Genomic DNA, 16,690 nt, shown 5'->3' with positions numbered 1-16,690 from the left:
AATGGCATTGCATACCTGGTGGATGTTCGTCGCCACGGTCTTTTTCATCTCGGCATCGCCCGGGCCGAACATGCTCCACGTCATGACGCGCAGCATCGAACATGGCCTGATGCCGTCGGTCATGGCGATGTTTGGCTGTTTTACCGCCGTGGTCAGCCTGCTTGCGGCTTCGGCGGCGGGGCTGACCGCGCTGCTGCTGGCGATCCCGGCGGCGTTTACCGTGCTCAAGCTGTCGGGCGCGGCCTATCTCGTCTGGCTTGGCTACAAGGCGTGGATTGCCCCGGTCGAGGATGAAATCGATCCCGCCGAGGCCGAACTGGCGCGTGCCGAGGCCGGGCCTTCGCGCTGGCGCCTGTTCCGCACCGGCTTTTCGATCGGCGTGAGCAATCCCAAGGCCTTGCTGTTTGCCGCCGCGTTCCTGCCGTTGTTTCTCGATCCGGCGCGGCCCAAAGGCGGGCAGTTCGCGATCATGGTGGCAACGTTCGGCGTCGTCGAATTCACCTGGTATTTCGTCTATGCGCTCGGCGGGCGCGGCCTTGCCGCCTGGCTCAAGCGACCGGCGCGACGGCGGCTGTTCAACCGGGTGACCGGCGGCGTGTTCGTTGCGTTTGGCCTCGCCATCGCGGGCACGCGCCCATGACTTTGGAGCAACTCGCAGGTGTCGGCGCGCGGGCAGGGGCCTTGCTGGTTGCGCGCGGAGAAACGCTGGCGGTTGTCGACGGGGCGACCAGCGGCCTGATTTCCGCCGGATTGCTGGCCATGCCCGGCGCCTCGGCATTCTATCGCGGCGGCGGGATCATCTATTCGCTCAAGGGGCGGCGAATCGTGCTCGGTCATGAGCCGGGGACATTGCGCGGGCTGACCTCGGCGACCGAGGCCTATGCGCTGGCGCAGGCAGAGCTGATCGCCAGACGCTATGACGCCGATTGGGGCATTGCCGAAACCGGCGCCGCCGGGCCGGGGCGCCACCCGCTCGGCGTCGCCTCGGGCACCAGTGCGATCGGCGTCGTCGGCCCCGGCGGCATCCGCGCCGCGATCACGGTTCACACCGGCAGCGAGGATCGGCTCGGCAACATGCACGCCTTTGCCATGGCCGCGCTGACTCTGCTGGCCGAGGCGCTGGAGCCCTGATCGCTCACCAGCGTTTCGCTCACCAGCGTTTCGACCATTCAGGCAGCACGCCGACCTGGCTCGGCCGGACCCCGCCAAACCGGCGACGGCGCAGCCACAGGATCGACCAGTCGCCGCGCGTCATCCGCGCGGCAAGGCGCAGCCCCGCGCGGGTATAGGCCGCGCGCACGGCGGGTTCCTGCGTGGTCAGCAATCCCGAAAGCAGGATATTGCCGCCCGGCACGACGGCGCCTGCGAAATCGGGTGCCAGTTCAACCAGCGGCCCGGCCAGGATATTGGCGATCAGCAAGTCATAAGGCGCGCTCGCACGCAGCAGCGGATGGGCCATCCCCGGCGCGATGACCATGGCCATGCGCCCGTTGCCATCGCCCATGCGGACCCCGTTGGCTTCGGCATTGTCCGCCACGACCGGGCCGCAGACCGGGTCGATGTCGCTCGCCATCGCACGCGCCATCGGCCACAGATGCATGGCCGCAAACGTCAGCAGGCCTGTGCCCGTGCCGATGTCGGCAATATTGCGCACGACCACGCCGCGCCGCTTCATCGTGGCCAGCATGGCAAGGCACCCGGCGGTGGTGGCATGTTGCCCCGTGCCGAAGGCCAAGCTCGCCGGAATCACGAAATTGCGCACACCGGGCTGGTTCAGCGGCGGATGATCGGCGGTATGGACGTAAAACGGCCCTTCGCGGATCGGCTCGACCCCGGCCTGGCTCAGCGTCACCCAGTCGGTCGGCGGCAGGTGTTCGACATGCGCCTCGGGTGCATAGTCGGCAAACAGCGCGCGCATCGCCGACAGGTCCTCCGCCGATGGCGCATGCGAGAGCCAGGCTTCCAGGCGCCAGTCGTCGGGAAAGTCTTCGGCAATCTCGCTGCCGGCAAGGACAATCTCCGGATCCCAGTCGAACGCATCCTCGTGCGCCACCAGCGCCGCCTGAATTTGCGCGCGCGGGCCGAAAAAGGTGACTTTCCAGGCGTCTTCGCCTGGCGTGGTTTCATCCGACATGATTGGCTCCATTCGCATCGCGCGCGCAGTACACGCCGATAGGCGCAATCTTTGCCGCTGTCGCGATCCGTCATGCCCTGCGCCTTAGATGGGTATGACGGGCGCCGCAACGGGGCAGCCGCCCGCCCGATCATGCCCTGATATAAGACCTATGCATGTTACACTGCGGCACAGGTTGCGCGTTGCGGCATTTCCACTAATACGAATCGCGCTTGACGTCTCGGCCATACACGCCTTTGGCCGGGACATACTGTTGGGCTATGGTCGATGGGCCGTGGCCGTTTGGCATTTGAGGAGTTTTGCATGGCGCAGGCAAGCAGCAACCGGCCGATCTCGCCGCACCTCCAGATCTGGCGCTGGGGCCCGGCAATGCTGGTTTCGATCCTGCACCGCGTCACCGGAAACGGGCTGACCTTCGCCGGTCTTGGCCTGTTGCTGTGGTGGGTCGGTGCAATCGCCGGTGGTGAACAGAGCTATCAGACGTTCATCGCCTATGTCTGGACCGGTACGGCCAGCCCGCTCAGCGGCCTGACCTCGATTCTGGGCAAAGTCGTGCTGATCGGCCTGACCTGGGCCTTTTTTCAGCATCTCGCGACGGGTGTGCGCCATCTCGTGCTCGACGTCGGCGCGGGCTATGAACTGCACACCAATGCGCGCTGGTCGGTGCTGACGATGGTGTTCTCGGTACTCGCCACCGCCCTGTTCTGGGCTTTCGTGCTCCTGCCGCGCTGACGCGTGGCCTTGCCGTAACGATCGAGGATTCAATGGGTAACGGTACTTCCATCGGCCGCGTGCGGGGGCTGGGCTCCAGCCACCATGGCGCGCATCACTGGCTTGCTACCCGCCTGACGGCGGTGGGCAATCTCGTCCTCATCCCCTATCTGCTGGTCAGCCTCGCGCTTCTGCCGGGCTATGACTATCAAGCGGTCCATTCGTGGCTGGCGCAGCCGGTCCCGGCGACCGCGCTGGTGCTGATCTTCATCAACACGTTCTATCACGCGCGCCTCGGCGTGCAGGTGATGCTGGAAGACTATGTCCACGAAGACGCCGGCAAGATCGCTGCCTGGCTGTTTGTGAACATCGTGCCTTTCGCGGGTGCCGCGTTCGGTATTGTCTCCGTCATCCGCATTGCCCTGGGAGGCGCCTGAGCCATGACTGCCGCATACAAGATCATCGACCATACCTATGACGTGGTGGTCGTCGGCGCCGGCGGTTCGGGCCTGCGCGCGACAATGGGCGCGGCGCAGGCCGGCCTGCGCACGGCTTGCATCACCAAGGTTTTCCCCACGCGTTCGCACACCGTTGCGGCGCAGGGCGGGATTGCCGCCTCGCTGTGCAACAACACGCCCGACCACTGGACCTGGCACATGTACGACACCGTCAAGGGGTCGGACTGGCTGGGCGATCAGGACGCGATCGAATACATGGTCCGCGAAGCTCCGGCTGCGGTCTATGAACTCGAACACGCCGGCGTTCCGTTCAGCCGCAACGCCGACGGCACGATCTATCAGCGTCCGTTTGGCGGCCACATGCAGAACATGGGCGAAGGCCCCCCGGTGCAGCGCACTTGTGCCGCCGCCGACCGTACCGGCCACGCCATGCTGCACGCGCTGTATCAACAGTCGCTGAAGTACGATGCCGATTTCTTCATCGAATATTTCGCCATCGACCTGATCATGGAAAACGGTGAATGCCGCGGCGTTATCGCGCTGTGCATGGATGACGGCTCGATCCACCGCTTCCGCTCGCACTCGGTCGTGCTGGCAACCGGCGGTTATGGCCGCAGCTATTTCACCGCGACTTCGGCCCATACCTGCACCGGCGACGGCGGCGGCATGGTGCTGCGCGCGGGCCTGCCGCTGCAGGACATGGAATTCGTGCAGTTCCACCCGACCGGCATCTATGGCGCGGGCGTGTTGATCACCGAGGGCGCACGCGGCGAAGGCGGCTATCTGACCAACTCCGAAGGCGAACGCTTCATGGAGCGTTATGCCCCTTCGGCCAAGGATCTGGCCAGCCGCGACGTCGTGTCGCGCTCGATGGCGCTGGAAATCCGTGAAGGGCGCGGCGTCGGTCCGCACAAGGACCATATCTACCTGCACCTCGATCACATCGATCCGAAGATTCTCGGCGAACGCCTGCCGGGCATCACCGAAAGCGGCAAGATCTTCGCCGGTGTCGACCTGACGCGCCAGCCGCTGCCCGTCGTGCCGACCGTCCACTACAACATGGGCGGCATTCCGACCAACTATCATGGCGAAGTCATGACGATCGGTGCCGACGGCAACCCTGAAACGGTTGTCCCCGGCCTGTTTGCAGTCGGCGAAGCGGCCTGCGTTTCGGTCCACGGCGCCAATCGCCTCGGTTCGAACTCGCTGATCGACCTCGTCGTGTTTGGCCGCGCAACCGGCCTGCGGCTCAAGGAACTGATCAAGCCGGGCACGAGCCACGACTCGCTGCCCAAGGACAGCGCGGACCTCGCGCTGTCGCGCCTCGATCACTTCCGCAATGCCAAGGGCAGCTCGCCCACGGCGGAAATCCGCGTCGAAATGCAGCGCACGATGAGCCAGCACGCCGCCGTGTTCCGCACCGACGAGCTGATGGCCGAAGGCAAGGTCAAGCTCGCCGCGACGTATGAACGGTTCCAGGATGTCGGCGTGACCGACCGCTCGCTGATCTGGAATTCGGATCTCGTCGAAACGATGGAGCTCGACAACCTGATCAGTCAGGCGTCGGTGACGATGCACGGCGCCTATAACCGCAAGGAAAGCCGCGGCGCTCACGCCCACGAAGATTTCCCCAGCCGCGATGACGCGAACTGGATGAAGCACACCGTGGCGTGGTTTGACGGTTGGGGCGGCCAGGGCGGCGGCGTCCGCCTCGATTACCGCCCGGTCCACGAATACACGCTGACCGACGATGCCACGTACATCAAGCCCAAGGCCCGCGTGTACTGATCGTCGCATCAAGCGCGCAAGCAAAAGGCCGGGGTGGCAACGCCCCGGCCTTTTTGCTTGGCAAGATGGGCAAAAGCGCGGATGCGCAATCCATTGGCAGCGTTCGCCCCTGCGGCGAGCTGCGGAAACAGGAGAATTTCCATGGCAGACGAAGACTATGTCTATGACGAGGAAAGCGGCGAATGGATGGCCGCATCCGAGCTTGCCGAGCGCAAGGCGGCGGCTGATCGCGTCGAAGTGCGCGATTCCGTCGGCAACCTCCTTGCCGATGGCGATCAGGTCACGCTGATCAAGGATCTCGAAGTCAAAGGCGCGGGGCAAACGCTCAAGCGCGGCACATTGATCAAGTCGATCCGCCTGACCGGCGATGCGCAAGAAATCGACTGCCGTTTCGACGGAATCAAGGGGCTCGTCCTGCGCGCCGAATTCGTTCGCAAACGCGCCTGATCAAGTCCTGCCCGTCTGGGGCATGCCTTACTTCTTGTCCGGAACCGGCGGGATGTAGTGCGCGATCCGGCAGGCCCGCGCCCTGGCATAGCCCTTGATAAAGGCGCGGCGGACGATGCCTGCGTAAAGATAGAGTTCGCGGTGATTTTCGGCGGCGTTCGCGCCGCTGATTTCGCGGACCACCCCGCCAAACGGGATCAGGCTGCCGACAACCGAGCGGGCGGTTCCGCCGATGGCGCGGTCGCGCTTTTGCTGGGCGCTGGGTGAAATGCTTTCGTCGATGTCGGGCCCGAGGGCTTCGTTGAGATCGGCAACTTCGCGGTTCAGATCGGCGCAGCGCCCCTTGCCGGGAATCCGGTAGGGGTTGGCCTGGGCCGCTTCGAGCACCGGGGCGATCTTTTCCTTGCGCAGATTGAGATCGTCGAGAGGCTTTCCCGCGACATCGCCGGCAGTAACCGATTGGGGTGCGGCGGCAGTCTGCGCCGAGGCTGGAATGGGGTTTGCCATTCCGATACCACACGCAAAAGACAACAGCGCGAACGCCGAAGTCATCGGCGCAGTTCGTGGCGAGGGGGGAGTCATGTCTTTCATGGCGAGCTTGTACCACGTCTGGCTGCATACAGCCTTACGGCAAATCATCGCTTTGGTTCGGGCGCGCGCGGTTCATGCGCAAGTCATGCAGCCCCGCGCAGAAATGCCGCTTCAGACGCAAAAGAGGACGTCATGCCCAAAGTGACCTATCGCATGCACGGCGACCGACCGTCGCCGCGCCCTGTCCGCATTACCGTGCCGGGCTGGGCCGGGGACAAGCAGCCGCGCGCCGACGGCAATCACGAGCAGCCCTGGCATTGCCTGCCCTTTTCGGAAAGCGCACGCTATGGCCTCGAACTGGTCTATCCGTTCGATGCGGAATTGCGCGTGACCACAGTCGACGGGCATGTGCACCTTGATGCCGATTGGGGCCCACCGCCGCCGGGCGAGCCCGCCTGGCCTCCGTTTCGGCCGTTTGGCGCGGACTATTATTCCTATCAGCTTTCGCTCGATATTGCCGTGCCGCCGGGCTTTGCCGTGCGCACCGAGCCGCATCCGCGCTATTTCACCGATCCGACGCATTCGACGCCGCTCGCTGTGCCCGCGCTGATCCGGTCGGAATGGTGGCCGATGGTGTTTTTTGCGATATTTCGCAGCCCGCCGCCGGGCGTTACCCATGTCTTTCGCAAGGACGAGCCGATGATGGCCTTTGTCGTCATTCCCGAAGACCCCGAAATCGAGCTTGCGCCGATGTCGGACGAGGACGCGGCGCAGCGCGAACTGCGTGCGCGCCGCCTTGCCGTCAGTCGCGATGACCTGGCCGCAGGAACCCGCTGGATTTCGGACACGCGGACGGTTTTCGACGGCACCTATCGCAATCTCTATCGCGCCGCGCGGGCGCGCAAGCCGGTCGATGACGATAATCCCGCGCTGAACGGCGCCTGAAAGCCGCGTTCAGGAGCGGCACGGCCCATGTCTGTTAGACAATGCAGAGGGACGGGGCCGATCAACGAAGCGAAAGGACACGACATGAAGCACAAGACGATCATGCTGGCGAGCGCGGCAGGCATTGCGCTTGTCGGGAGTGCGGCGCTCGCGCCGATGGCGATGGCAGACCCGATTCCGGCGGCGCGCAGCTATGCCGACCTGCTCGAACCCGTGCCCGATGCGATGGCGCGGCTCCATGCCGATGATGAAATGCAAAACGGGGAAATGCAAAGCGAGGCGCACATGATCCCCGCCGGGCTCAACATCGGCATCGGCGTCAACATGCACCATCATCACCATCATCACCACAGCGCGCGGTGGTTCCGCTCGCACGGGTATTTCTGGAACGGTCAGGTATGGGTCATGGGCCCGCCGCCGCCGCCGCCCTATTGGCACAACCATCATGCCGACTGGTATCGCGGGCATGGCTATCGCTGGGACGGTCGCGTGTGGATCGGGCCCCAACCGCACCACCACCACCATCACCATCACCACTGGCGCTGACGATCAGGCCGCGCCCCGGATTCGGCCCGGGGCGCGGACGCATCATTGGTCGGCGAACGTATCGCAGACTTCGGGATTGCCGCCGCTGTCGAGCCCGGCCTTCAGCCAGTGCATGCGCTGCGCCGCGCTGCCGTGGGTAAAGGCCGCCTCGACCGGCGTGCGTCCTGCTTCCTTCATCAGCGTGTCGTCGCCGATCTGATGCGCGGCTTTCAGGCCCGACTGGATGTCGCCGGGCTCGATCCGGTCGGCATTGAGCGCGGCCCAGACCCCGGCATAGCAATCCGCCTGCAATTCCAGTTCGACCGACAGGTGGTTCGCCGCCGAAGGACTGCGCACCTGCGCCGCACGGACTTTGTCCGAGGTGCCGAGCAGATTCTGGACATGGTGCCCGAATTCGTGCGCCATGACATAGACCCGTGCGAAATCGCCGTCAGCGCCCAGCTTTCCGGCCGTTTCGTCATAAAATGCGGTGTCGAGATAGATGCCCTGATCGCTGGGGCAATAGAACGGGCCCATGGCGCTTTGCGCCTCGCCGCAGCCGGATTCGCCCTCGCGCGCATAGAATACCAGCTTGGGCGCACGAAACGGCACGCCCATTCGCGTCAGCACCGGCTTCCACGTCTTGTCGAGCGAGGACAGCGCGTTGCAGCTTTCGTGGCTATAGGCGTTGACGTTGCAGCTTTGCGCGACGCTGTGCCCGCCGGGGGCGAACCCCGCCTGCTGCGTTCCGGCCTCGTGACCCACATTGCGCAACAGGCCAAACGCGGCGAACCCCGCGATCACCAGCGCCACGCCGCCGCAGCCGAACCACCCCCAGACCGTGAACAACAGCCAGAACGGCAAACCGCCGCCCCCAAACCCGCCGCCGAAACTTTGGCCGCGCTGATCCTCCACATTGATCGAATCGTCGAAATCGTCGAGCCGCACAGCCGCCTCATCGTTGCATCGCAAAACCGTGCCCGCGCCATACCACATCGGCTGCAAAAGGCATCCGCGATGGCGGCAATGATCGGAAGGGTGCCGCTTTGGTGAAATGCGCGCTTGCGCCGAAACGCACCATTTGTCAGGCAGGTGGAAACGGGCATGTGCAGGACAATCCGCCCGTTGTAACAGGCCACCGCTGTAACAGGCCGCCCTTTTTGAAACAGGATCGCGCAATGGGGTTTCGGCAACAGCGGTGGCAGGCGCAATCGGCACGACGGTCGCGGGCGCGTGCTGTTGCCGCTGTGCTGATCGCTTTCATGCTGATCGGCGCGCGCGCTGCGCCGCCGCCGGGCGGGTCGCAACCGGGCCCGCTCGAAACGGCGCTGCGCCACCATGTCGAAACTTTGGCCAGCGACGATTTCGGCGGTCGCGAGCCGGGCACCGAAGGCGAAACCAAGACGCTGCGCTATCTTGCCCGGCAATGGTTCGACATCGGGCTGGTCAGCGGCACCAATGATCCCGGCAATGCGTGGTTCGCCCCGGTCGAACTGGTCGAGCGAGTCCCGCAGGGGAGCCGCGCCGTGTTTCAGCGCGGACACCGCCATGTGCCGATCGAGGCCAACGGCGTCTTCGTGGTGACTTCGGGCTTGCGCAGTCTGATCGAGGACGCGCCGCTGGTGTTTGTCGGCAAGGACACCAATCCGGAAACCGCGCGCACCGAACTGGCCGGTCGGATCGCCCTGATTCTCGACAGTCAGTCGCCAAAAGGCACGCCCGATACCGTCGGCCCCGACGACCGCGCGGGGCGCCTGCTCGATGCGGGCGCGGCGGCGGTGATCACCGTGCTCGACGGCACCCGGCGGATCGAGGATGTCGCCGCGCGCCGCCGCCGCCCCGGTTATGCGCTCGCCGGCCAGAAACTGGGCGGCGACTTGCAGGCCTATGTGACGCCCGAAGTCGCTGAAACCTTGCTCGAAGCCGCAGGTGCCGGAAAACTGGCCGCCTTGCGCGTCATGGGCGCAGAGCCCGGCTTTGCCCCGCACCCGATCGCGCTGAGCGGCACGCTGGAGGCGACCGGGCGCGAAACGCGCATTCACACGCATAACCTGATCGGCAAGCTGGAGGGGCGCCGCCATGATCTGGGCGCCGTCGTGATCGTGGCGCACTGGGATCACTTCGGGCGTTGCGCCGACCCGCCGGCCGAACACCTGATCTGCAACGGCGCGGTTGACAATGCCAGCGGGCTTGCCGTGATCACCGAGGCGGCGCGGATGCTGTCGAACGGGCGTCCGCTCGATCGCGATGTCTATTTCCTGGCGACGACGGGCGAAGAGCTTGGGCTGCTTGGCGCGCAGGCCTTTGCCGAAAATCCGCCGTTGCCGCTTGATGCGATCATGGCGGTGCTCAATGTCGATTCGACCGGTCTTGTCGGGCCGGGGCTGCCGGTCAGCGTGATCGGCGCCGGGATGACCGATCTCGACGACAGCATTGCCAATGTTCTCAAAGGAATGCACCGCCGCCTGGTGACGGGCAACGGCGCCAATGCCTATGTCCGGCGGCAGGACGGCTGGGCTTTCATTCAGCACGATGTCCCCGCCGTCATGGTCAGCAGTGCCTATTCCGACCCCGCCCGGCTCGAAAAATTCATGGACGAGCGCTATCATCGACCGACCGACGTCGCCGCGCGCGTGGAATATGGCGGCATGGCCGAAGATGTCGTGCTGCAAGTCGAACTGGCGCGGTATTTCGCCGATGCGCATCGGTTTCCGGGCCCGCCGGTGCCGCGCCAGGACAGCGCCGCGCGCTGAATGCCCGGTTGAAACAGGGACGAAAAGAGCACTGGCCATATCCGCTTGGCTTGATTACATGGGCCGCCACGATTCCCCCCGGTTAGAAAGTGGCAGCCGTGATCGACATCCCCCTTGGCCTGACTTACGATGATGTTCTGCTGCGTCCGGGGGCCTCGGACCTCGTGCCAAGCCAGGCAGATACCCGCACACGTCTGACCCGCACGATCCCGCTCAGCATCCCGGTGCTGTCTTCGGCGATGGATACCGTGACCGAGGCGGACATGGCGATCGTCATGGCGCAGCTTGGCGGGATCGGCGTGCTTCACCGCAATCTGACGGTCGAGCAACAGTGCGCCGCAGTGCGCGCGGTCAAGCGTTTCGAAAGCGGCATGGTGGTCAATCCGATCACGATCACGCCGGAATCGACGCTCGGCGAAGCGCAGGCGCTGATGCGTCATCACAAGATCAGCGGCATTCCGGTGGTTGAAGGTTCGGGTCGACTGGTCGGCATCCTTACCAACCGCGACGTGCGATTTGCCGACAATCCGGCGCAGCCGGTGCGCGAGCTGATGACGCACGAAAACCTCGCCACCGTCCCGCTCGGCACGACAGGCGATGACGCGCGCCGCCTGCTGCACCAGCGCCGTATCGAAAAGTTGCTGGTCGTCGACGAAGCCTATCGCTGCATCGGCCTGATCACGGTCAAGGACATCGAAAAGGCGGTCAATTATCCCAGCGCAACCAAGGACGCCTCGGGGCGGCTGCGCGTTGCAGCGGCGACCACGGTCGGTGAAAAGGGGCTGGCCCGCACCCGCGCGCTGATCGAGGCGGAATGCGATGTGATCGTGATCGACACCGCGCACGGTCACAATGCCGATGTTGCCCGCGCGGTCGATGCGGTCAAAAAGCTGTCCAACGATGTGCAGGTGATCGCGGGCAATGTCGCCACCGCCGAAGCAACCCGCGCGCTGATCGATGCCGGGGCCGATGCGATCAAGGTCGGCATCGGGCCGGGCTCGATCTGCACCACGCGCATTGTCGCAGGCGTCGGCGTGCCGCAATTGACCGCCGTGATGGAATGCGCCGAAGAAGCCGAAATGTCGGGCGTTCCGGTGATTGCCGATGGCGGCTTGCGCACGTCGGGCGATGCGGCCAAGGCGCTGGCCGCAGGCGCGAGCACGATCATGATCGGCTCGCTGCTCGCCGGCACCGAGGAAGCGCCGGGCGAAACGTTCCTCTATCAGGGGCGCGCCTATAAATCCTATCGCGGCATGGGCTCGGTCGGTGCGATGGCGCGCGGCTCTGCCGATCGCTATTTTCAGCAGGACATCAAGGATCAGATGAAGCTCGTTCCCGAAGGGATCGAGGGTCAGGTGCCTTACAAGGGGACGGCCAAGGATGTCGTTCACCAGCTTGTGGGCGGGATCAAGGCCGCCATGGGCTATACCGGCAGCGCGACCATCGCCGAGCTGAAAGCCAAGGCGCGGTTTGTGCGGATCACCGGCGCGGGCCTGCGCGAAAGCCACGTTCATGACGTGACGATCACGCGTGAGGCGCCGAATTATCCGACGCGCTGAACCGCTGCCGCCGGGCCGGAGCAGGCAATCGTGAACCCGGCGGCGCGCGTTCAGGCGGCGATTGATGTGCTCGACGCAATCATCGCGGCGGCGCGGGGGCAGGGTGCCTCGGCCGATCGCATTGCCGCCGACTGGTTTCGCACGCGGCGTTTTGTCGGATCGAAGGACCGCCGTGCGATCCGCGATCTGGCGTGGGATGCGATCCGCGCCTGTGGCGACATTCCCGAAAACGGTCGTGCCGCGATGCTGCGGCTCGCGCTTGACGATCCGGCGCTGGCCGCGCTGTTCGACGGGTCCGGCTATGGCCCCGCGCCGATCGGGCCCGGCGAAGCGGCGGCGGCGCGGGGAATCGCGCCGGGCTGGCTGGTCGAGGCGTTGATTCAAAGCGGGCTTGATCGGACCGAACTGGCCGCGCTGTTGACTCGCGCACCGCTCGATTTGCGCGCCAATCGTCTGCTTACCACGCGTGAGGCATTGATGGCGCAGTTGCCGGTCGCCGCCGAGCCGGGCCCGGCGCCCGATTCCCTGCGGCTGCCGTCGGGAACCCGGGCGGAGGCCTGGCCCGCCTTTGCCGAAGGTCTGTTCGAAGTGCAGGATGCAGGTAGCCAGCTCGCCTGTGCTGCCATCGGTGTTTCGGGCGCAGAGACCGTGGTGGACTTGTGCGCCGGGGCGGGTGGCAAGACCTTGGCGCTGGCCGCCGCCATGCACAACCGGGGGCGGCTGATTGCCTGCGACATCGATCGCGCGCGGCTGTCGCGGCTGCCCGAGCGCGCCGCGCGGGCCGGTGCCACGGTCGAAACGCGCTTGCTCGATGCCGGGCGCGAAGCGCAAGGTTTGCTTGATCTGGCAGGGCAGGTCGATGTCGTGCTGGTCGATGCGCCGTGTTCGGGGACGGGCACCTGGCGCCGCAATCCCGAGGCACGCTGGCGCCTGACACCCGAGACGATCGCGCGTTATGCCCGCACGCAGGCGCATGTCCTCGATCTGGCGGCCACACTGGTCCGGCCGGGCGGACGGATCACTTTCATCACCTGCTCACTGCTCGATGCCGAAGGTACCGAAGGCATCGCCGCATTCCTTTCCCGCCATGCCGAATGGCGCGCCGGTCCTGTCGCGGCGCCGATCGGGCGTGCGCGCGGCGCCGGATGGCGCCTTGGGCCGGGATATGACGGAACCGACGGGTTTTTCTTCGCAAACCTGGTTCGGCCATGATAATCGACGGCGTCATGCACACAGGGCGCTCTGGACGGTCGGATTCACCCGGCGCCTTACCGGGTTCTGCACGATTTCGGGAGTTGTTGATGCGTTATTTCCCCGCTGCCCTGGCCCTTTCGCTCGTGCTCGCCGTGACCGGCAGCATGGGGCAGGCAAAGGTGACGGGCCCGGCCGATCCGCGCGCGGGCGATTTGTTGTCCATCGGGCGCACGGCATTGGCGCATGGCGATGTCGATGGCGCGACGGACGCGTTTGAATCCGCGCTGGCGGTCGATCCGGGCTATGCGGGTACGCTGGTCGCGCTGGGCGATGCCGCGCGCAAGGCCGGGATGCAGGGCAAGGCGATCCACTATTATCGCGTCGCGCTCGATCGCGATCCCAACGACCTCGACGCGATCAGCGGCGAAGGCGGGGCGATGGCGGAAAAAGGCGCGCTGGCCAAGGCACATGCCGACCTGGCCCGGCTCGAAGGGCTGTGTGGCAAGGGCTGCGCCGAAACGCGCGCGCTTGCCGAAGCGATCGCCCGGGGCCCCGCGCCCAAAGTGGTTTCGGCCGATGCGGTAAAGCCGCAGCCGGTGGCGCAGGCCAACTAGGTAATTTTCCCGATCGATTGCTTTGCCCGGCGCCAACCAGGCGCGGCGCATGGTTCATCTGCCCCGAATCGGGTGCCAGGAAACCTGCGGCAATGACCAGCATTTCGAGCGCAACGGGCGCGATGGCGGCCTATACCAGCTATTACGAGGCGCAAGCCAAGACCTCGTCGGCATCATCGACGGATAGCTCCGGCGCAAGCTCGACCGGCACTGCCGGAACCGGCAGCACGCTCGGCGGGGCGGTGACCGCGCTGGTTCAGGACAGCAGCGTCAGCAGTTCGCTGTCGGCCTTGCTCGGCACGGGAAGCAGCAGTTCGACCAGTACGCTGGCGACCCTGCTCAGTCTGGCGAACAGCGGCAGCAGCACGAGCAACACCGGCCTGATCGCGACAATTCTCGGCAGCAACAGCGCGAGCAATGCCGGAAGCCTGATCGCCGATTTGACTGGAAGCACAGGTTCCGCAAGCAGCGCGACGAGTTTGAGCAGCCTGTTGAGCGAAGTCGCCGGCCAGAGCAGCACCGGCACAAACAGCACCGGCACAAGCAGCACTTCAACATCAACCGACACATCGGCCACCGGCACGCAGCAGCAGACAATCCTCAGTGCGCTGGCCGGTGCCTATTCGCAAAGCCAGCAGAACCTGCTTTCGCTGCTCGTCTAGATCACAGCAACGGGCGGAATTCGTCGAGCACCTGGCGATAGACGCGCCGCTTGAACGGCACGATCAGATCGGGCAGCTCCTCGGGATCGACCCATTTCCATTCGGCGAATTCGGCCGGATTGTGGACATTCAGATCGACCTGGCTGTCTTCGCCGTTAAACCGCAGCAACAGCCATTTCTGCCGCTGACCGCGATAGCGCCCTTTCCACAACCGGCCGAGCAATTCGGGCGGCAGGTCATAGAAATATTCCTCACGCGATTCGGCGATGACCTGAACAAGATCTGCGGTCACGCCGGTTTCTTCGTGGAGTTCGCGCAAGCCCGCGGGGCGCACATCCTCGCCGTCATCGATCCCGCCTTGCGGCATTTGCCAGGCATCCCCTTCGCCGACAGCGGCCTCGCCGCGCGCGGCCCGGTCGCGGGTATCGATACGCTGGCCGACAAAGACGCGGCCCTGTGCATTGACCATCATCACGCCGACGCAAGGGCGATAGGGAAGCCCGGCAAATTGTTCAGTCATTTATATACGTTCCAGTTGCTGCCTGATGGCAGCGAAAATTGTGGCGATGTCGTCCTGTGCGCTCGGGATCGCCTTGCGCAGCTGGACGAAGCCATGGATGATCCCCTTGAATTCCAGAAACGTGACATTCGCTCCGGCACGGACCAGTTCGGCTCCATAGACCCGGCCGCTGTCGCGGATCGGATCGAGTCCGGCGGTTACTAGCACGGTCGGCGGCGTATTGGCATGGTCATTGTAGATCGGAAAGGCGCGGGGCTCGCCCGGCGTCGCCCCATAGCCGTCGGAAAACCACGCCATGGTATCCGCCGTCAGCAGAAAACCGTCGGCGAACTGCGCAAACGAGGCATGATCGGGCCGGTCGTCGGTCACCGGATAGATCGGCGCCTGCAGAATCACGGGAACCGCTGCGGGGGAGGCCGCCAGGGCCTGCGTCACCACGATCGCCAGATTTCCTCCCGCCGAATCGCCGGTCAGAATCAAGCCGGTAATCGTGCGGCCCAGCTCGGCCGGGCTGGACGCGACCCAGCGCGCAGCGACCTCGCAATCGTCGGGTGCTGCAGGGAAGGGGTGCTCTGGGGCAAGCCGGTAGTCGACCGCGATCACCGGCAGGTCGAGCGCGGCGGCGATTTCGGTGCAAAACGCATGGTGCGTGTCGAGATCGCCGATGACGAAGCCGCCGCCGTGAAAGAACACGACAGCCGGACCCGGCTCGCGCGTTTCGCGCGAATCATAGAGGCGCACCCGAATCGGCCCTGCGGGCCCGGGGGCGGTCAGGTCGCGGATCACGGGCAGGGGCAGGGGATCGCGCTCGCCGACGCTGGCCATGGCCAGATAGGTCTGGCGCGCCAGTTCGGGCGTCAGCGCGCTCATCGGCGGGGCTCCGGCGGCGTTCATGAAATCGAGAAATCCCTGCACGTCGGGCCGCACATAAGCGGTAGGGCGGGTCTGCGGTTCAGCCTCTGCCATGATAATCCGGATCCTCTCTCAAAGGTGGCTGCGGGTCGCGGGCGTGGAATCGCCTCTGCCATGCACGCAACCATGGGTAAGTGCGCTTTTGCAACTTGACTAGGTGTCTTGACCGTTATCAAGGATACCTGCGATCACTGACTTCATGGCGGGAGTCATCTTGCGGGTATGGAGCGCCGGAGAATTTCTTTTTTGCGCTCGGGCGCACCGGGCGTTAGGCGCATTGCCGACAACCGCAGGCATGGTTGAAGGAAAGGGCGATCGGCCCGCTGACCGATCCGCCAAGCGAGGAATACGATGGCTACAGCATTGATCGACGGGCCCGACGCGCTGACCGGTGGCAAGGATGCCGCAGCGGCGCCCGAAGCGGTTGTGGTCCGGTTTGCCGGAGACTCGGGCGACGGGATGCAGTTGACCGGGGGGCAATTCACCCTGTCGACCGCGCTGGCGGGCAACGACCTGGCCACGTTCCCCGACTTTCCGGCGGAAATTCGCGCGCCGCAGGGCACGCTGTTTGGCGTTTCGGCGTTTCAGATCAATTTCGGCTCGACCGAAATCGATACGGCGGGCGATCAGCCCGATGTGCTGATCGCGATGAACCCGGCTGCGCTGAAGACCAATGTCGGCGCGCTCAAGGCGGGCGGGCTGATCATCGCGGACAGCGGAGAATTCAACAAGCGCAACCTCGAAAAGGCGAAATACGAGGTCAATCCGCTTGAAGACGGCAGCCTGCACAAATGGCAATTGCTCGCTTTCGACATTTCCGCGCTGACCTTGCAGGCGGTAAAGCCGTTCGGGCTTGGCAACAAGGAAGCGCTGCGCTGCAAGAACATGTGGACGCTGGGCCTTGCGCTGTGGATGTTCGACCGTGACCGGCAGCCGC

At 65.1% G+C, this 16,690-nt stretch carries 19 protein-coding genes; 14 read left to right on the top strand and 5 right to left on the bottom strand.

Translation table 11 applies throughout. The features are described 5' to 3' along the window. Position 1: 1 nt before the first annotated feature. Positions 2-640, top strand: coding sequence for a LysE family translocator (locus tag AQZ50_RS03085; protein ID WP_067742533.1), 639 nt, complete (start codon positions 2-4; stop codon positions 638-640). Beyond that, positions 637-1,131, top strand: a complete 495-nt coding sequence (locus tag AQZ50_RS03080) for a CinA family protein (protein WP_067742530.1) — start codon at positions 637-639, stop codon at positions 1,129-1,131. Before AQZ50_RS03085 ends, AQZ50_RS03080 begins: the two co-directional genes overlap by 4 nt. A gap of 19 nt (positions 1,132-1,150) precedes the next feature. On the opposite strand, the gene AQZ50_RS03075 is transcribed toward AQZ50_RS03080, so the two are convergent. Next, positions 1,151-2,134, bottom strand: a complete 984-nt coding sequence (locus AQZ50_RS03075) for a 50S ribosomal protein L11 methyltransferase (protein WP_197412369.1) — start codon at positions 2,132-2,134, stop codon at positions 1,151-1,153. Positions 2,135-2,437: 303 nt separating this feature from the next. Between AQZ50_RS03075 and sdhC the strand changes: the two genes are divergently transcribed. From sdhC to AQZ50_RS03055, 4 genes are all read left to right on the top strand, one after another. Further along, positions 2,438-2,866 (top strand): succinate dehydrogenase, cytochrome b556 subunit, encoded by a 429-nt coding sequence (sdhC, locus tag AQZ50_RS03070; protein ID WP_067742525.1) that lies wholly within the window; start codon positions 2,438-2,440, stop codon positions 2,864-2,866. 32 nt (positions 2,867-2,898) lie between these two features. Further along, on the top strand, positions 2,899-3,282 hold the full coding sequence (gene sdhD, locus AQZ50_RS03065) for a succinate dehydrogenase, hydrophobic membrane anchor protein (protein WP_067742522.1): 384 nt from the start codon (positions 2,899-2,901) through the stop codon (positions 3,280-3,282). A gap of 3 nt (positions 3,283-3,285) precedes the next feature. Beyond that, positions 3,286-5,091, top strand: a complete 1,806-nt coding sequence (gene sdhA / locus AQZ50_RS03060; RefSeq protein WP_067742520.1) for a succinate dehydrogenase flavoprotein subunit — start codon at positions 3,286-3,288, stop codon at positions 5,089-5,091. 141 nt (positions 5,092-5,232) lie between these two features. Beyond that, entirely contained in the window at positions 5,233-5,538 is a 306-nt protein-coding gene (locus AQZ50_RS03055) for an alkylphosphonate utilization protein (RefSeq protein WP_067742518.1), read from the top strand. Positions 5,539-5,565: 27 nt separating this feature from the next. Here the strand turns inward: AQZ50_RS03055 and AQZ50_RS03050 are convergent, their stop codons facing one another. Continuing rightward, positions 5,566-6,045, bottom strand: a complete 480-nt coding sequence (locus AQZ50_RS03050; protein WP_067742516.1) for a hypothetical protein — start codon at positions 6,043-6,045, stop codon at positions 5,566-5,568. Between the two features lie 216 nt (positions 6,046-6,261). Here AQZ50_RS03050 and AQZ50_RS03045 point away from each other — a divergent pair, with 216 nt between their 5' ends. After that, positions 6,262-7,014 (top strand): hypothetical protein, encoded by a 753-nt coding sequence (locus AQZ50_RS03045; RefSeq protein WP_067742513.1) that lies wholly within the window; start codon positions 6,262-6,264, stop codon positions 7,012-7,014. Positions 7,015-7,098: 84 nt separating this feature from the next. Then, complete coding sequence (locus AQZ50_RS03040; RefSeq protein ID WP_067742512.1) at positions 7,099-7,560, top strand: hypothetical protein; 462 nt, start codon at positions 7,099-7,101, stop codon at positions 7,558-7,560. 42 nt (positions 7,561-7,602) lie between these two features. Here the strand turns inward: AQZ50_RS03040 and AQZ50_RS03035 are convergent, their stop codons facing one another. Beyond that, positions 7,603-8,487 carry a KPN_02809 family neutral zinc metallopeptidase gene (locus AQZ50_RS03035; RefSeq protein WP_067743686.1) on the bottom strand — a complete coding sequence of 295 codons (885 nt, stop codon included), beginning with the start codon at positions 8,485-8,487 and terminating at the stop codon, positions 7,603-7,605. Between the two features lie 230 nt (positions 8,488-8,717). Between AQZ50_RS03035 and AQZ50_RS03030 the strand changes: the two genes are divergently transcribed. The 5 genes from AQZ50_RS03030 (at position 8,718) to AQZ50_RS03010 (ending at position 14,321) form a co-directional block, all read left to right on the top strand. After that, on the top strand, positions 8,718-10,292 hold the full coding sequence (locus tag AQZ50_RS03030) for a M20/M25/M40 family metallo-hydrolase (RefSeq protein ID WP_067742510.1): 1,575 nt from the start codon (positions 8,718-8,720) through the stop codon (positions 10,290-10,292). Between the two features lie 101 nt (positions 10,293-10,393). Continuing rightward, positions 10,394-11,851: an IMP dehydrogenase gene (gene guaB / locus AQZ50_RS03025; RefSeq protein WP_067743683.1), complete on the top strand. Its 1,458-nt coding sequence runs from the start codon at positions 10,394-10,396 to the stop codon at positions 11,849-11,851. A gap of 30 nt (positions 11,852-11,881) precedes the next feature. Then, positions 11,882-13,063 (top strand): RsmB/NOP family class I SAM-dependent RNA methyltransferase, encoded by a 1,182-nt coding sequence (locus AQZ50_RS03020; protein ID WP_067742508.1) that lies wholly within the window; start codon positions 11,882-11,884, stop codon positions 13,061-13,063. Between the two features lie 89 nt (positions 13,064-13,152). Beyond that, positions 13,153-13,659 (top strand): tetratricopeptide repeat protein, encoded by a 507-nt coding sequence (locus tag AQZ50_RS03015; RefSeq protein WP_231730083.1) that lies wholly within the window; start codon positions 13,153-13,155, stop codon positions 13,657-13,659. A gap of 92 nt (positions 13,660-13,751) precedes the next feature. Next, positions 13,752-14,321 carry a hypothetical protein gene (locus tag AQZ50_RS03010; RefSeq protein WP_067742504.1) on the top strand — a complete coding sequence of 190 codons (570 nt, stop codon included), beginning with the start codon at positions 13,752-13,754 and terminating at the stop codon, positions 14,319-14,321. Between the two features lies 1 nt (position 14,322). Here AQZ50_RS03010 and AQZ50_RS03005 read toward each other — a convergent pair whose 3' ends face one another. After that, entirely contained in the window at positions 14,323-14,841 is a 519-nt protein-coding gene (locus tag AQZ50_RS03005; RefSeq protein ID WP_067742502.1) for an RNA pyrophosphohydrolase, read from the bottom strand. Beyond that, positions 14,842-15,807, bottom strand: coding sequence for an alpha/beta hydrolase (locus tag AQZ50_RS03000; RefSeq protein WP_067742499.1), 966 nt, complete (start codon positions 15,805-15,807; stop codon positions 14,842-14,844). A 297-nt stretch (positions 15,808-16,104) separates the two neighbouring features. Here AQZ50_RS03000 and AQZ50_RS02995 point away from each other — a divergent pair. After that, positions 16,105-16,690: 2-oxoacid:acceptor oxidoreductase family protein (locus AQZ50_RS02995; RefSeq protein ID WP_197412368.1), on the top strand; the 586-nt coding region annotated here is incomplete at its 3' end.

The organism is Novosphingobium sp. Fuku2-ISO-50, from assembly GCF_001519055.1.
GTDB lineage: Bacteria > Pseudomonadota > Alphaproteobacteria > Sphingomonadales > Sphingomonadaceae > Novosphingobium.
The sequence above is the reverse complement of the archived record's forward strand: the minus strand, read 5'-3'. Positions and strand labels throughout refer to the sequence as shown.

Bases quoted from the DNA above. Each gene is read 5' to 3' on its own strand.
- AQZ50_RS03085 (WP_067742533.1), top strand. From the start codon at position 2: ATGGCATTGCATACCTGGTGGATGTTCGTCGCCACGGTCTTTTTCATC.
- AQZ50_RS03080 (WP_067742530.1), top strand. From the start codon at position 637: ATGACTTTGGAGCAACTCGCAGGTGTCGGCGCGCGGGCAGGGGCCTTG.
- AQZ50_RS03075 (WP_197412369.1), bottom strand. From the start codon at position 2,134: ATGTCGGATGAAACCACGCCAGGCGAAGACGCCTGGAAAGTCACCTTT.
- sdhC (WP_067742525.1), top strand. From the start codon at position 2,438: ATGGCGCAGGCAAGCAGCAACCGGCCGATCTCGCCGCACCTCCAGATC.
- sdhD (WP_067742522.1), top strand. From the start codon at position 2,899: ATGGGTAACGGTACTTCCATCGGCCGCGTGCGGGGGCTGGGCTCCAGC.
- sdhA (WP_067742520.1), top strand. From the start codon at position 3,286: ATGACTGCCGCATACAAGATCATCGACCATACCTATGACGTGGTGGTC.
- AQZ50_RS03055 (WP_067742518.1), top strand. From the start codon at position 5,233: ATGGCAGACGAAGACTATGTCTATGACGAGGAAAGCGGCGAATGGATG.
- AQZ50_RS03050 (WP_067742516.1), bottom strand. From the start codon at position 6,045: ATGGCAAACCCCATTCCAGCCTCGGCGCAGACTGCCGCCGCACCCCAA.
- AQZ50_RS03045 (WP_067742513.1), top strand. From the start codon at position 6,262: ATGCCCAAAGTGACCTATCGCATGCACGGCGACCGACCGTCGCCGCGC.
- AQZ50_RS03040 (WP_067742512.1), top strand. From the start codon at position 7,099: ATGAAGCACAAGACGATCATGCTGGCGAGCGCGGCAGGCATTGCGCTT.
- AQZ50_RS03030 (WP_067742510.1), top strand. From the start codon at position 8,718: ATGGGGTTTCGGCAACAGCGGTGGCAGGCGCAATCGGCACGACGGTCG.
- AQZ50_RS03015 (WP_231730083.1), top strand. From the start codon at position 13,153: ATGCGTTATTTCCCCGCTGCCCTGGCCCTTTCGCTCGTGCTCGCCGTG.
- AQZ50_RS03010 (WP_067742504.1), top strand. From the start codon at position 13,752: ATGACCAGCATTTCGAGCGCAACGGGCGCGATGGCGGCCTATACCAGC.
- AQZ50_RS03005 (WP_067742502.1), bottom strand. From the start codon at position 14,841: ATGACTGAACAATTTGCCGGGCTTCCCTATCGCCCTTGCGTCGGCGTG.
- AQZ50_RS03000 (WP_067742499.1), bottom strand. From the start codon at position 15,807: ATGGCAGAGGCTGAACCGCAGACCCGCCCTACCGCTTATGTGCGGCCC.